Origin of the sequence: Thalassobacillus devorans MSP14, assembly GCF_000496835.1 — a bacterium.
In the GTDB taxonomy this organism is placed as follows: Bacteria; Bacillota; Bacilli; order Bacillales; family Halobacillaceae; genus Thalassobacillus; species Thalassobacillus devorans_B.
In genome coordinates, this window is record NZ_KI543238.1 from 41051 (window position 1) to 56254 (window position 15204).

Consider the following 15204-nt stretch of genomic DNA (forward strand, 5'->3'; position numbering starts at 1 on the left):
CAGTTTTTCCGTTTCACCTTCCCACCAGGGGAGAATCGGTGGGGAAGGTGTATTTTCTCGTAGATGGAATATAAGTCGGAACCTTTATGCATTTATGAATAGATTGTGTAACCTTCACAAAATCTCCATAAAAATAGGATATAATGGTGAACAGACATTTTATAGAGGAGTTGCTTTAGATGAACAAGTTATTACTTATCACTTTGCTCAGTGTGGGCGTCATTATCGCTGGGTGTAGCCAAAATGAAGAGGAGACAAAGACAGAGGATAGCGGTCAATCGGAAACAACCAAGTCAAACGAGTCAAGTGATTCGCCTTCTAATACTTCAGATTTCCTTCAGCCGTTTGAAGGGTCTACCGACCATATCCATGGTGTGGGATACTTGCAACAGGAAAACGGAATCGCATTCGCTTCCCATACCGGGCTTAAATTTTATAAAGATGGCAAGTGGATGGAGACAACAGGCCAAAACAACGACTACATGGGTTTTACAGCTGTAGATGAGGGTTTCTATACATCAGGCCATCCCGGAAAAGATTCCGATTTGCCGAATCCGTTAGGGCTTAAGAAAAGTACGGATGGTGGGAGGAGTCTGGAAAATTTGGGATTTGAAGGAGAAAGCGATTTTCATACGATAGGGGTTGGTTATGAAAACCACGCCATTTATCTATTGAATATGCAGCCGAACTCGGAGCTAGATGCCGGGTTTTACCGAAGTTTCGATGATGGAACATCATGGGATGCGGTGGAAGCAGAGGGATTGAACAATTCCCCATTTGCCATTGCCGTTCATCCGACCGATGAAAATATAGTTGCAGTATCAAACGAAACCGGGGTCTATCTAAGTGAAGATGCGGGAAAGACCTTTGAACCTGTCAAAGAGAACGTTCAAGGTACTGCTGTATATTTCGAAGGGGACAGGTTGTATTACGCTACGTATGATGGGGAATCCAATTTAGCAATCATGAATCTAGAAAACCGCTCCTCTGAAACGGTGGAGCTTCCTGAATTAACGAATCAAGCCATCTTGTATCTAGCGAAGAATCCTGCGAACGAAGCAGAAATTACGCTACTAGCCAGCGATGGGGAGAAGGAAGCTGCTTATATCACGAAAGATAACGGGGAAAACTGGCAGCAAATTATTAAGCAAGGCACAGCAGTCGCTGAGTAATTTTGGTTTTTCTCTCATCAGCTAATAAAATAAGGGGAGACCTCTATGGAGAAAAATAACCAGACCGAAACCATCAAGCAAAGGTATAACAGGATTTCCGGTGTATTCGACTTGATGGATCGGATGATCCGTGAAAAATGGCGGGAAGACCTGATGAAACATGTGAATGGAAACGTATTGGAAGTAGGTGTCGGAACAGGCTCAAACCTTAAGCACTACCCTCTTGATGTGGAGGTGACAGGAATTGATTTCAGCCCCGGAATGCTTCAAAAAGCGAGAGAAAAAGCTGACAAGCTGCCTCAGCATGTGGAGCTGATGGAAATGGATGCCCAACAGATGGACTTTCCTGATAATACGTTTGACACGGTTGTTTCTACCTGTGTTTTTTGTTCTGTACCTGACCCAGTACAGGGCTTCAAAGAAATCCGCCGGGTCACAAAACCGTCAGGGAGAATCATTATGTTGGAGCATATGCGGAGTGATCATGAACTTAGAGGGAAAGTAATGGATTTTTTGAATCCAATCGGTTTGCATATTGTCGGGGCAAATATCAACCGCAAGACTATGGATAATATTAGGCAGGCAGGGATGAGAGTGGAAAATGAGGAATTCCTGATGTCTTCGATTATGAGAAGATTGATTCTTTCGCCTAAAAAAAAGTGAATGGATGAAGTACATGAGTGGAAACCGTGCGCTGTTTCACCAAAAATCAAAAGTCAAAGTAAACTAGTTGTTTTCAAAAACTTATACTATAGGTAATGGTTGATCAATAAAAGCTGAGCCGTTCACACCCACTGTGAACGGCTCAGCTTTTTGTTAACGATCAAGGCTGGTTGTCATATTTTTCGCCGATTTCAAACGGGGAATATACACCCTGATAATCGACGATCGTTACCATGCCGCGATCTGCATGGTTATTATCATGACAGTGGAACAGCCATTCTCCCTTGTTGTTTGCTTCAAAATAAATCGTATATTCTTCTCCAGGCTTCACATGAATCAAGTCTTTGACGATCGGGTTCTCATAAGCACTGCCATTTTTAGAAGCAACCTGGAATCGGTGGCCATGCAGGTGCATCGGGTGATTCATGCGCCCGGAATTCGTAATGTTCACCTTTACGATATCCCCTTCTTTTACTTGAATGGGAGGGGTGTCGGGAAAAATCTCATTATTGATTTGAAAGGCCATTCCCTGTCCCATATTCATTCCCATGCTCAAATCCATATTGTAGGTAACATCAGGATCCGGCGTTTCTTCAAAAAGTAATTTTTCACTGCCATAAGAAACCCCGTTCGCTATATCCGTGCTTGCCGCGACATCCATATCAGACGTCGGATTATCTGCATTTTCTTTTGTAACTACTGGAATTCTCATATCTTCTGCATTTTCTACATCTGTTTTTTGTGCGATGACTGCTGCATCCCTTGTCTGTTTGGTAAATTCTACGTCAATCCGTTCTCCTGGTGCAATTTCCATTACATTCGTGGAACCTTGTTCGCCATTGACTTTTTCGGCATCATTGGCGATCACTTTCATGGAACCTTTCGGGAAAACCAATTGGTGTTGCTGGAAACCCGCGTTCACGAAACGTAGTCGAGCTGTTTCCCCTTCTTCCATCACAAGCGGTTCAATAGCTTCGCCAGTCTTTCCATTTACGGTGAAGGTATCGTACATTTGCTTCGTATCTGCTTCACCGTCACCAGACATGCCTCCCATCATCATCCCCCCCATATTGGATAGGTCTCTTTTCTCTTGATTGACAGCCCATTCGTCGAGGATGAAGAATTCATCCTGTTCATACTCTTTTTCTTTTTCTTCAATAACCAGAGACCCGTACAAACCTTTATCTACCTGTTTGGAGCTGTGCTGGTGGGAATGATACCAGTACGTACCTGCATCATCAGCGATATACTCGTAGGTGAATGACTCACCTGGCTGGACCGAATTCTGCGTCAGCCCTGGCACCCCATCCATTTTATTAGGTAGCAATACACCATGCCAGTGAATGGTAACCGGGACTTCCAACTCATTTTTTAAATTGATTCGCACGTATTCCCCTTCAGTTACGCGCAACGGTTCCCCAGGTACGGTCCCGTTATAGGTCCATGCATTCACGGTCTCTCCATTGCCTATTTCCCATTCTGTCTCCTGGGCTGTGAGGTTGAACGTTTTGACCGGGCGGTCTCCCGCTTCCTGATTTCCCACTTCCATAATACTCGTACCTTCCCCTTCGGTCACTCCATCTGGTAAGGATTGAGTGTTATTGTTGTTATAAAGAGGAGAGTTAAAAAACATAACTACCCCGATTCCTAAAAGAATGATGATCATGATTGATCCGATAATTTTTCTGTTCATCTTTGCTTCACCCCATAATTTTTATACCCTGTTATGTATACCCCAAAATATTGCAGGTATTGTGCAGATGATGTAAAGAAAATATGAAAGTGTAGCAGAATAAGGTCATTTTTCACTCCCCGTATCGTTGTAAGCGAAGAGTTCTTTAATGATTCCAACTATCCCAAAAACTCTCGTAGAATAAGGCTGATCGTTTTAGTTTAGACTAGGATTGAACAAAAGCCGTTGAATATTTCTTACTTGCAGCATTCTCTCTTATGATGTAGGTACATATAGTAAACTTCGCCTATTTGTGTGTTTTTATAGTAATTATTTTCAATTGCATAAAAACTGCACAATTAAAGGGGAAAAGGATAAGAAATATAACTTTTGGGGTGAGAACAATGGGGCAATACAAAAAGAACAGCCTCTCCCTTATAGGTGCGATAGGCCTGGGGACAGGTGTGATGATCAGTGCAGGGATATTTGCATTGTTGGGACAAGTTGCTGAGCTGGCAGGAACATGGTTTCCTGTTATGTTTATTATTGGCGGGATTGTTACAGGGTTTAGTGCTTATTCCTATGTAAAGATGAGTAACGAATATCCTTCTGCAGGTGGAATAGGAATGTTCCTTGTAAAAGCTTATGGCAAAGGAACCATAACGGCCTCCGCAGCGATGCTGATGGCCGTGTCAATGGTAATAAATCAGAGCCTGGTAGCCCGTACTTTCGGGACCTATACCCTTCAGATTTTTAACATTGATGATTCCAGTTTCCTTGTACCTGTGTTAGGGGTCGGTTTATTAGTTTTTGCTTTCCTTGTAAACATATCAGGCAACAGATTTATTCAAACGTTCACTTCAATAGTCTCTCTTCTCAAGATACTAGGATTAGTCATTTTTGCCATGGGAGGACTATGGGTAGCCGGGTTTTCCATTACACCTGCTGAAGGGGGGAGCGGGACGGCGGATTCTACCATCCCCAGCATGGTAGCTGCGGTCGCTTTAACGATTTTATCTTTTAAAGGGTTCACGACGATCACCAATAGTGGTTCTGAGATTGTCAAGCCTAAGAAAAATGTAGGCAGAGCTATAGTAGCTTCCATATCCATCAGCTTGATTGTTTATTTATTGGTAGCCTGGGCCGTTTCCAGCAACCTCCCATTAAACGACATCATTGAAGCGAAAGATTACTCTTTGGCTGAAGCAGCTAGACCGGCGTTCGGAAGTTATGGCCTGTGGTTCACCGTAGGTATTGCCATCATAGCAACGATTTCCGGCATTATAGCAAGTGTTTTCGCTGTTTCTCGAATGCTTGCCATGTTGACAGATATGAAGCTTATCCCGCATAGCCATTTTGGAATGCCGGGGCGTATCCAAAGGCATACATTGGTTTACACCGTCGTACTAGCGATGGTACTGGCTGTTGTTTTCGATTTGAGCAGAATTGCTTCTGTCGGAGCGATTTTATATCTTGTGATGGATATGATCGTCCATTGGGGAGTGTTCAAACATTTACGTAACAAAGTTCAAGCGAACAATGGTATTGTGTTGACAGCTATTATTCTCGATGCCATTGTTTTGGTGGCGTTCATCTGGGTAAAGATTGTTCATGACTGGTTGATAGTAGCAGTTTCCCTTTTGTTTATCATTGTCATTTTTATTGGCGAGCATGTTTTCCTTCAAAATGTTAATGACGAAGAAAAACATCATTGATTTATGTTACGGGATCTTATCCATATGAGCTTACTACTGAATAAGCTGAAGGCTTTTATGCCTTCAGCTTATTTTTGATAAATTAAATGAAAAGTGAGCGAGTGCTTTGAGAGATTGGTATTAAGTTGAATGGCATTCGAGCTTCGTAAAATTTGTTTCCTTTATTGTTTATGAAATGGTGAAAGTACCAACCATTCCCGCCTCTTCGTGTCTAGGCAATGTACATACAAACTGATATATGCCGCTTTCAGCAGGTATGAATGCAATTGTTGCTTGTTCCCCCGGTGAGGCATGCAAATGGAGATTTTCGGTTCCATGTTCATGCGCCGGGTCATTAGCATGGGACTCGGTTGTAGTAAGGCCTATAATTTCCAGGTCATGATCAACTTCACCTTGGTTTTCTAACGTCAGGATCACTTTCTCTCCCGAACGAAGGGTGACGTTAGAAGGGCCAAAACTGAAATCTTTTGTTTGGATGGTTACCTTGTTTTCCTCTTTAGCAGGAAGGGAATGTTCCTGATCTAACAGAAGAGGGTCAGGAAACATTGGCCCGAACTGGTGGAAAATGACAGAAAACAACACAAACAGACCCATGGCTAGCAGCGGATAGTTGGGAAGGGGTTCATTTTCCTGACGCCGTTCCAAATGAATAAGCTGGAGAAGCAAGGAGAAGACTGCCACAAAGAAAAGAAAAAGGATTTTCACCATGGCCTCCCGATAATCACTTGGTATCATTTCTCCAAGCATGGCTCCCATCATCCCTCCCATTAGCCCCGACAGCATCCCGTCTAATATGGCTACTACACTTAATGGCAAACCAGCAAATAAGCCGATTATGATCCCTGCACCCATTCCCCATATTGTGGATGAGAACAGGTTACCGACCAGAAGTATGCCGAAAACCACACCAGCAATCAGCCCTACTCCCATCCCTAGTGTCATGGCTGTCATCATTCCGGTCATTCGGGAAATATCCTCTTTATTATGATGAATCTTCTTTATCGTTAACAAGCATAGTGACAGCAACGCAAATAACAACATGTACAACGAAATCCCCATCTTCATACCCCTTTCGCCTTGTCCTGTTACAACACTATATGTCTACTTGTAGTAAATAAGTATAAATAGATAGACATACCCCAGTGGGGGATAAACACAGAGGCGATGGATAAATAAACAGAAGAAATTATTATAAATAGAATTTATGCACATAGTGTGCAGGTTCACGAAATTGTACGTATTTACTATTGAAATTTTGCAGTAGTGCGATTTCTCACACCCAAATGAGCGTGTGTTCTTTTATGATGAATTCAAATTAGCAAGGAGGAATCAGTCATGAAAAAAAACATGCTTGGAATACTTTCGGGTTTGGTTCTATTCATCATTATTTTAGGAGGCTGTGGTACTTCCACACCGAGTGATGAAGCAAGCGAACAGAATACAGTGAAAGCAAGTGAAAACCAGGAGGTAGCAGGAAAGGGAAAGAGACGTTTTTACTTTACAGCTGACGAGGGAGGGAGTGTCACAAAAATTGATGCTACTGACAATACGGTAGTGGATTCGCTATCCGTAGACGGAACGGTCCACAATGTGCAAGTTTCTCCGGATGGCAAAACCCTTGGTATGACGGTTATTCCTGGCGGGGAGGGCCATGACAATACAACTGAGGGAGAAGATAAACATTCGGATACGAAGGCTGATACTCACGAGAATGATGGGATGAACGGGGTGGCTATGTTTTATGATTTGGAGGAGGATCGTTGGATTGAAAAAGTAGAGGTTGGCAGCCACCCGGCTCATATTGATTTCACAGGGGATCAACGATATGCTTTGGTAACCAATAATGAAAGCAATACAGTATCTATAATTGACACATCTAATTATCAAGTAGTCGACACGGTTGACACGGGGAAAGGACCGCACGGATTCCGTATTGCAAGCGAAGGTTCTATTGCGTATGTAGCTAACATGGGAGAGAACACTATCAGTATCATAGATTTGAAAACCATGAAGGAGGAAAAGCGGATCCAAGTAGGGGGTGCCCCGGTTACGACAGCTATAACTTCCGATGGTAAGACACTTGTCACCACCCTTCATACAGAAAATAAAGTTGCTATTGTGGACCTGGAAACTGATGAAATCATTAAGACGGAAGTCGGTGAGGGGCCGGCCCAGGTGTACATCCAATCCAATGATCAATACGCTTTTATCGCGAATCAGGGTTCGGAAAATGCTCCAGCTGATTCAGTGACAAAAATCGACCTCTCCACAGGAGAAGCAATAGCAACCATACAGACAGGAAAAGGAACGCATGGTGTCGTGATAAGCCCGGATGACCGATATATCTATGTGACAAACATGTTCGAGGATACGGTTTCTGTTATCCAAAACGAAAAAAATAAAGTCATTAAAACTATTGAAGTTGGCTCTATTCCGAATGGAATCAGTATCATGCCTTAAAAAATAGGTTCATTCTATATCACTGAACTAGTTTCATTCATCACCTTAAAGGTTATGTAGTCTATGTAAGATAATAAAAGGAGGTATTATTAATGAGTCATGAAAAGTATGCCAGTGTAATTGAGGCCTTACATGAATGTATGGAGGCATGTAATCATTGTTTTATTTCGTGTCTGCAGGAAGAAAACGTTAAGGAGATGGCCGAGTGTATCCGATTGGATCGAGAGTGTGCTGACATTTGTGCCTTTTTTGAGCAATCCCTGACTCGTGATACTCCGTTTGTAAATGAACTTGCCCAATTATGTGCAAAAGCATGCCGTGATTGTGGAGAAGAATGCGGGAAGCATAATCATGACCATTGCCAGAAATGCGCAGAAGCTTGCCGCAAATGTGCCGATGAATGTGAAAAATTAGTATCTTAATATTGTTCTTCACGAAAAAACTCGGGCTTTGCTAAGTTAAGTACATGATTCCTATAAAAAGGAACACTCCAATACATATTTGGGGTGTTCCTTTTTTGATAGAAAATATCAGGTCTGCTTATATCACTATTAACTCCATTAGAAATACTTGGCTTGTCGCCAAGAGCTTATGGCGAAAGCCTTAGTTTTTTTATACTTAATCATTTAACAAAGTTAAACTTTCTTAAAGTATAAAAAAAGAATAGAGGGTTCTTCCCCTCTATTCTAATCAAGCTTTTAGAAGTTTAGCATTAATAGCGACAATGACGGTGCTAAGGCTCATCAGTACTGCTCCGACAGCCGGGCTCAATATTAAACCAATGGATGCTAACGCGCCAGCTGCAAGTGGGATGGCAACTATATTATACCCTGCTGCCCACCATAGGTTTTGAATCATTTTACGGTACGTTTTCTTGGATAAATCCATGACACTGACAACATCCTGAGGATTGCTTTTCACTAATACGACATCCGCCGTTTCCATCGCTACATCGGTTCCACTTCCGATGGCGATCCCTAAGTCGGCGGTCGCAAGGGCCGGCGCGTCATTGACACCATCCCCTGTCATAGCCACTTTCCAGCCTTTCTGCTGGATTTTTTTTATTTGATCCGACTTATTATGAGGCAGAACTTCTGCATAGACCTCTTCGATTCCTATTTGCTCTGCTACCCAATCAGCGACCTTTTGATTATCCCCCGTCAGCATAATCGGGTGGATATCCATTTCCTTCAGTTTGGCAACCGCATCTTTCGCAGAGTCGCGGACCATATCTGCTAGTGCAATCATACCAACCAGTTCTTCATTCACGAGCACAAAGACGACTGTTTTCCCTTTTTCGGAAAGAGCAGTGAATTCTTCTTTGTCATATTCGAAGGAACGCTCATTCACATAGCCGGGGCTCACAACCAGCACTTCTTTTCCTTCCACCGTTCCTTTCAATCCTTTTCCTGTCATCGACTCAAAATCGGATACTTCTTTCAGCTTCAATTCCCTTTCCTGAGCTTTATGAAGCACACCCTCTGCAAGTGGGTGTTCCGAGTTTTGTTCGGCGCTCGCAGCCCAGAGTAAAACTTCCTCTTCATTATGAGAACCTTCCGGAATGATGTCAGTTACACCGAATTCCCCTTTGGTGAGGGTGCCAGTTTTATCAAATACTACCGCATTCAAGTTACGTGCACCCTCAAAATTGGTTCGGTTTCTGATCAGCAGTCCTTTCTTAGCGGAAATGGAAGTCGAAACAGCTACTACTAATGGCGCAGCCAGTCCCAGGGCGTGCGGACAAGTGATTACCATGACGGTTACCATCCGCTCTAATGCCACATCGAATGCGTAACCTAGTGAAAGCCAGATGAACAAGGTGCCAAACCCTGCGGTCAATGCGATATAGAACAACCATTTTGCCGCCCGGTTCGCCAGGTCCTGGGCTTTGGACTTGGACTCCTGAGCCTCTTTTACCAAGGTGATGACCTGGGAAAGATAGGTATCGTCACCCGTTTTCTTTACTTCAATAGTGAGAGAGCCTTCCTGGTTAACCGCACCACCGATGACTTCTTCATCGACCTTTTTTTCGACCGGCATAGATTCCCCAGTGAGCATCGATTCATCGATGGCTGACTTTCCTTCGGTAATGATACCATCTACGGGAATTTTTTCCCCTGGTTTGACAAGAACACGGTCACCAGTATTCAACTCTGTTACTGGTACATCTTCGGTTTCACCATCCTTCTTGACCCGGTGAGCTTCATTGGGCATCAATTTGACCAGTTCTTCCAGCGCGTTGGAAGCTCCCATGATTGAACGCATTTCAATCCAGTGGCCCAGGAGCATGATGTCGATCAGGGTAGCCAATTCCCAGAAGAAATTCTTTCCGCTCCATCCAAAGACGACAAGCGAGCTGTAACCATAAGCTACAAAGATCGCTAATCCAATTAATGTCATCATGCCCGGGTTCTTTTGTTTCAGTTCACTGATACCGCCAGTCAGGAATGGCCAACCGCCATAGAAAAAAACAATGGTGGAAAGACCGAATAAGATCCATTGATCAAACGGAAATCTCCAATCCACTCCTAAAAAACCTTGTATCATAGGAGATAGTATCAAAATCGGGACCGTCAGTAATAACGAAATGTAAAAACGCTTTTTGAAATCAGCTACCATATCCCCATGGTCGTGCCCTTCATGCCCATGATGTTCATGGCCACCATGATTACCATGCTCATGACCTTGGTGTTCATGGTTGCCATGATTGTTTTGATCATGGTCTTCATGATGTTCATGCTCTTGGCTGTGGTCGCTATGTTTATAATCTTCATGATGACCCTTATTATGGCCTTCATGATTACGAGTGGTATTCTGGTCTTGCTTATCTTCAGCCATCATGATCCACCTTTCGCTTTTTATTCATTCAGTTTACGTTTCATCCGGTCATATTCTTCTTCAGAAATTTCACCTCTTGCTAATCTTTCCTTCAATGTATCAATTGACTTATTACTGGAAGGATTCTTTGGTTTACCATTTGAACTCGGCTTCATCATCCATACAAGGATTGCAATAATCGCCAACATAATGATGATACCGATAAAACCGAAACCGAAAAATCCACCTCCCATTCCACCGCTCATGCCACCGTTCATACCTTCGTTCACTCCTTTTTCAGTTGCTTTAATCTTCTTATATTAACCAATCTTCTCCATTGTTCTCTTATAAAAGAAGAAGTGCATACGTGTGAGTACTAATAGAAGGAGGTCCAACCTGAATACGGATTGGACCCCGTTATTCTTCTTCTCAACCATAAAATTAGACGGCACACCGGTTTGGTCCTACTTCCATTTCTCTCCGTTCATCTTCTTCTGGGTTATTCTTTCCCATATTGGTCTTTCTGATTTCTTCGTGACTATTTGGCTGTGGTGGTAGATTATCCGTCACAAGGTGCCTGAATTTTTCTTCATCCTCTACCTGCAAGCGGTCATTTTTTTGATAGATGTTTTCCAGCTTGTCTTGTACGGTACCATCATCATTAATTTCTTTCATTTCTCCAAAATGAGCAGGAAGAACAATGAAGTTTTGCGATAAGTCTTCATAACGACCATATAAGGTCTGACGAAGGTCATCTACCCAATCTTCTGCTTTCCCTGCAAGGTCTGGCCGTCCAATGGAATCAATGAATAAAATGTCTCCCGTCATCAGGTATTTGTTGTCTAGGATAAAGCTTGTACTCCCGATCGTATGCCCAGGAGAATAAAAAGCATTGATCTCCACAGACCCTCCAACGGTGATTGTTGTTCCGTCTTCCAGCTTACTATAGTTAAAGGTCAACCCTTCATCATCCTTAGGTGGGAAATAATATTCAGCATCCGTTTGCTCCGCTAATTTCTTACCACCTGAAATATGATCCGCATGAAGGTGCGTGTCTAAAACATATTTAATGGCTGTATCCTTTTCTTCTGCAAAGTTTTTATAGGCATCAGTCATCCTTACCGGATCGATAACAGCTGCTTCTCCATTTGTCATGACCATGTAAGAAAGACAGCCTTTCCCGATCCTGATAAATTGATAAAGTTCCCCGCCGTTTGATAGATCGCCTATTTTCATTGGTTCAATGTGTTCGCTCCAGGCTGTCATTCCACCCTCAAGGTAAGTGATATCATTAACTCCTGCCTCTTCTAAAATTTCTACACCTTTTTGAGAAGAGATTCCTTTTGCGCACACCACATAGATCGTTTGATTTTCAGGGAGCTGTTTTTTTATGTCTTCCGTTTCGTTTTCCAACTGTTTAAATGGAATATTCATACTATTAACATTCCGCCCTTGGATAGACCAATCATTATAGTCTTCTTCTTTGCGAATATCCAACAGGAATACATCTTCGTTTGCGAGTATTTTTTTAGCAAGTTCACTAACGGTAATCGGTTGTAAAGCCATAATAATCCCTCCATTAAAATTTTGAATATATCTTCCTGTCTGGACTGAACGTACGATACAGTCAAACAAGAAGATTAACTAAATTAAGTGCGTTGAGCAATGGTTATCTTCCTAAGCTTGCAACTTTCTAATATAGTATTTGTTTTCCATCCCGTTTAATACTCCAATGGCTTTATACTCTTCTTTTCATGAAATGTACTGGATAAATTAAAAATAAGAATGTCCTCCTTTCAACTATTTGACACCATACCCCGATAAGGTATTTCGTTAAACATGAGTTCTGCGAAAAGCGGAAGATGTGATAAGCGCAACCTATACACAAAAACGATTACAAGTGTAATGGAAATAGACGGAGGGATATCAGAATCATGGATGAAAATCACCGAATTAGAATTGGAAGTCATGCGAGTTGTCTGGACACTCGACAGGTAGGAATCGACCGTGTGTTATGCGAGGAATTGCCAGAAGATAAAGCGTCCGAGGTGAAGAAACTGCAAGAAGAAGGAAAATCGTTATGGTCGGGGAATGAAGGCGATTGAGTATAACCGAATGATTGAGCAAGAGGGGGTGTTGAAATGAGCGAAAACAAACTTAAGCTTGAACTTTATACAAGACAGACCTGTTCCGACTGTCAGGAGGCGAAACATTATCTGGAATCAGAAGGTATCCCTTTTCAGGATAAAGATGTTGATGAGAGACCGGGTCTGGAAAGTGAGATGAAACAGATTTCTGGTAACCGGATTGTTCCCCTGTTCGCCTTTTATAAGGCAGAAAAAGAAAGCTGGTAAAAAGCTTTATTGGTTTTGAAGAAAATAAAGATGAAATCAAAACTTTGCTAAGCATGAAGTAAACCGTCATTTCCTCCTCCATATATTAGATGGAGGAGGAATATTTATATGATTGAGTCATAATTGGTATCTTTAAGCAGACCTAACCACATTGTTATTATAAAAAAGGTTGCCTGCACATTCCGCAGGTTCGGGCCCGTTATGGGTGACCAAACGAAGTCATATATCTGTGCAAGTCCGTATAAAAAGACAACCTGTCTTAATCCAATAGGATTGGCAATAATGAAAAGCATTCATATGATATAAATAAAGTTGCATTAGTGCAAAAAACAACCAAAAGTTAAAAGGTATGGTGCAATACAAAAGGGATGGCACTATAATCTGCCGAATTAACTTACTAGCGGAAGCGGTGATTATCATTTGTATATCTACTAACTTTATCGAACAGGAAGCATATAAATACTATGAAGAAATACAAAAAAACTCCCTATATGAATTGGTGAATGCAAATAGGGCCGAAAGTAATTATGCTAGGGAAACAGACGGTGTCTACGCAGTGATAACTAAAGTAACATTAAAGGGCGAGGACGGTGCCTTTTATCCGATCGCCCCTAATCCGAACGGTTTAAAATTTGCCAAAAAAGAGATCACCTACAAAGAATATAAAAAACTGCAAAATAAAGAAACCCGGAACGCTTTTATAACTTTCGCTGGAATAGTTTTCTTTTTAGTTGCTGTGATGGTTACAACAGCGCAGTACTTTACTTGGTAAATAAAAAAACTGGAGGGTGTTATGAAAAAACAACCTCCAGTTTTCATCAATTGGACCTTGCATCGACTGGTTCCGCATCTCCATAATAGTACTCGGAAAATACCTCAGCAAATGCTTCGATGGAATTATATAATTCGGTGAGGTTATTATCAACTCCTCCAAACTCCAGTAACATCGCCCGCTCAGTTAAATCCTGGTTGTAAACACCGTTGCCTTCCATCTTCGTTTTAATAAATACCCCGCGACTGATTCCTGGGTAATGCCGTTCAAGTTCGGTATTGATTTCTGTTGCTATTGCAAGGTTTTTTTCAAAGTTCTCATTTTCTTTTCCTACGATAAAAAAGAGACGGGCATAATCGACACCATTGATCGTTTCTGTTGTTATCTTTTTCGGCTGAGAGTCCCGATGAATATCAATCAGATACGTCAAACGGTCATCCTGGGAAATGGTCTCCTTTACAAGCTCACGCGAGAACTTATAGGAGTGATTATAATTCCATCCTCTATCTTTTAAGCCTTTGGTCACATCCGTGGTATCATGTTCGACACCAACACCTCTCAGTTCCAGCTCCTGTTTCAGCTTACTGCCAACAGCAACCACATTAGCATTATTATTCGTGCTCGCTGCGTCACCGTTTACATCCCCCTGCAACAACGGGTTGAATGCTTCCCAGCTATGGGAGTGATAAATAAGAACCGATTTGTCTTCGATTGCCGGCGCTTCCCTTTCTTCCTTATCCTTGTCTTCCTTGGCAGCGTCCAATTCTTCCTGGTTCACTTCCCGACTGTTCAATTCTGTCTCACTTGGCGGAGGTGATTCAATCGGCAGGTTACTGATATTTGTCCCCTTCCCTGCAATCGCGATCTCTGTATGATAGTTTCCGAGACCCGGGATTTCCCTTCCCAGCAAAGTACGGATATCCCCCAGCTCCACATTCATTGCTGTTTTCAGTACATCAAATTCAGTAACTATTTTATCTGGATAGTGGGACCTCAATGGAGTGATTTCCTGGGCCATCAAAAAAAGAAATGACTCACTGGGAAGGGCTTCGGAAACCGATTGGACGATAGTAGAGGACAAGTACGTTTTAAGTCCGTTGTTTGTGACTAGTATAGATAGAAGAAATCCTGTGCAAACCATTGAAAAAAACAACCATATTAATACGCTCCCGCCCTCTCGGACATAATTACCAGGAATTTTGGGCAGCATTTTTTCATCTCCCACCATAACTTTTAATAGTCTAGCTTATGCAAATCTATTAAAAGACATTACTAAATGGTAGAGAGATTTTCCTGAATTCATAGAAAAAATAGTTTTTAGGATCATGAGCATAGAAGGTATAGGATCAATGGAAGAAATGATAGTGGTCAATAAGTTATTGTAGTTACGCCTCCACTTCTTATATGGAGGTGGACAGGTTTACTTTTTATTCACAACAAGGTTTGGCAAAAGCCTTATCTGTAACCGAGGGCTGGCCAGAAAGTCAAATTCACGAGATTGAACATCCCCAGCAGTAACATAAAATGACGAAATTTGTGTTCCGGCAATGCCTGGAAAAACCTTTGTTAAGAAGTTACA

Annotated in this window: 13 protein-coding genes and 1 pseudogene; 8 read left to right on the forward strand and 6 right to left on the reverse strand. The window is 42.1% G+C overall.

What is annotated here, in order from left to right; translation table 11 throughout:
- Positions 1–179: 179 nt before the first annotated feature.
- On the forward strand, positions 180–1172 hold the full coding sequence (locus P855_RS0116400; RefSeq protein ID WP_028784586.1) for a F510_1955 family glycosylhydrolase: 993 nt from the start codon (positions 180–182) through the stop codon (positions 1170–1172).
- Between the two features lie 45 nt (positions 1173–1217).
- A complete protein-coding gene (locus P855_RS0116405; protein ID WP_028784587.1) occupies positions 1218–1835 on the forward strand; it encodes a class I SAM-dependent methyltransferase in 618 nt (205 codons plus the stop codon).
- A 160-nt stretch (positions 1836–1995) separates the two neighbouring features.
- Here the strand turns inward: P855_RS0116405 and P855_RS21195 are convergent, their stop codons facing one another.
- Positions 1996–3528 carry a multicopper oxidase family protein gene (locus P855_RS21195; RefSeq protein WP_051353284.1) on the reverse strand — a complete coding sequence of 511 codons (1533 nt, stop codon included), beginning with the start codon at positions 3526–3528 and terminating at the stop codon, positions 1996–1998.
- A gap of 383 nt (positions 3529–3911) precedes the next feature.
- On the opposite strand from P855_RS21195, the gene P855_RS0116415 reads away from it, so the two are divergent.
- A complete protein-coding gene (locus tag P855_RS0116415) occupies positions 3912–5222 on the forward strand; it encodes an APC family permease (protein ID WP_028784588.1) in 1311 nt (436 codons plus the stop codon).
- Between the two features lie 168 nt (positions 5223–5390).
- Here the strand turns inward: P855_RS0116415 and P855_RS0116420 are convergent, their stop codons facing one another.
- Positions 5391–6281 carry a plastocyanin/azurin family copper-binding protein gene (locus P855_RS0116420; protein ID WP_028784589.1) on the reverse strand — a complete coding sequence of 297 codons (891 nt, stop codon included), beginning with the start codon at positions 6279–6281 and terminating at the stop codon, positions 5391–5393.
- Between the two features lie 276 nt (positions 6282–6557).
- Here P855_RS0116420 and P855_RS0116425 point away from each other — a divergent pair, with 276 nt between their 5' ends.
- On the forward strand, positions 6558–7682 hold the full coding sequence (locus P855_RS0116425) for a cytochrome D1 domain-containing protein (RefSeq protein WP_028784590.1): 1125 nt from the start codon (positions 6558–6560) through the stop codon (positions 7680–7682).
- A gap of 92 nt (positions 7683–7774) precedes the next feature.
- Entirely contained in the window at positions 7775–8104 is a 330-nt protein-coding gene (locus P855_RS0116430; RefSeq protein ID WP_028784591.1) for a four-helix bundle copper-binding protein, read from the forward strand.
- Positions 8105–8372: 268 nt separating this feature from the next.
- Here P855_RS0116430 and P855_RS0116435 read toward each other — a convergent pair whose 3' ends face one another.
- The 3 genes from P855_RS0116435 to P855_RS0116445 all read right to left on the reverse strand — a co-directional run bounded on the left by P855_RS0116435 (position 8373) and on the right by P855_RS0116445 (position 12065).
- Entirely contained in the window at positions 8373–10520 is a 2148-nt protein-coding gene (locus P855_RS0116435) for a heavy metal translocating P-type ATPase (protein WP_037986379.1), read from the reverse strand.
- Positions 10521–10540: 20 nt separating this feature from the next.
- A complete protein-coding gene (locus P855_RS0116440; protein WP_028784593.1) occupies positions 10541–10777 on the reverse strand; it encodes an SHOCT domain-containing protein in 237 nt (78 codons plus the stop codon).
- Between the two features lie 163 nt (positions 10778–10940).
- Positions 10941–12065: an MBL fold metallo-hydrolase gene (locus P855_RS0116445; RefSeq protein ID WP_028784594.1), complete on the reverse strand. Its 1125-nt coding sequence runs from the start codon at positions 12063–12065 to the stop codon at positions 10941–10943.
- A 368-nt stretch (positions 12066–12433) separates the two neighbouring features.
- On the opposite strand from P855_RS0116445, the gene P855_RS22420 reads away from it, so the two are divergent.
- The 3 genes and pseudogenes from P855_RS22420 to P855_RS21595 all read left to right on the forward strand — a co-directional run bounded on the left by P855_RS22420 (position 12434) and on the right by P855_RS21595 (position 13625).
- Complete coding sequence (locus P855_RS22420) at positions 12434–12604, forward strand: hypothetical protein (protein WP_200865967.1); 171 nt, start codon at positions 12434–12436, stop codon at positions 12602–12604.
- 36 nt (positions 12605–12640) lie between these two features.
- Positions 12641–12915: pseudogene (locus tag P855_RS21200) on the forward strand (glutaredoxin family protein).
- A gap of 287 nt (positions 12916–13202) precedes the next feature.
- Positions 13203–13625 (forward strand): hypothetical protein, encoded by a 423-nt coding sequence (locus P855_RS21595; protein ID WP_051353285.1) that lies wholly within the window; start codon positions 13203–13205, stop codon positions 13623–13625.
- A gap of 46 nt (positions 13626–13671) precedes the next feature.
- On the opposite strand, the gene spoIIP is transcribed toward P855_RS21595, so the two are convergent.
- Positions 13672–14835 carry a stage II sporulation protein P gene (gene spoIIP / locus P855_RS0116465; protein WP_051353286.1) on the reverse strand — a complete coding sequence of 388 codons (1164 nt, stop codon included), beginning with the start codon at positions 14833–14835 and terminating at the stop codon, positions 13672–13674.
- Positions 14836–15204 lie beyond the last annotated feature (369 nt).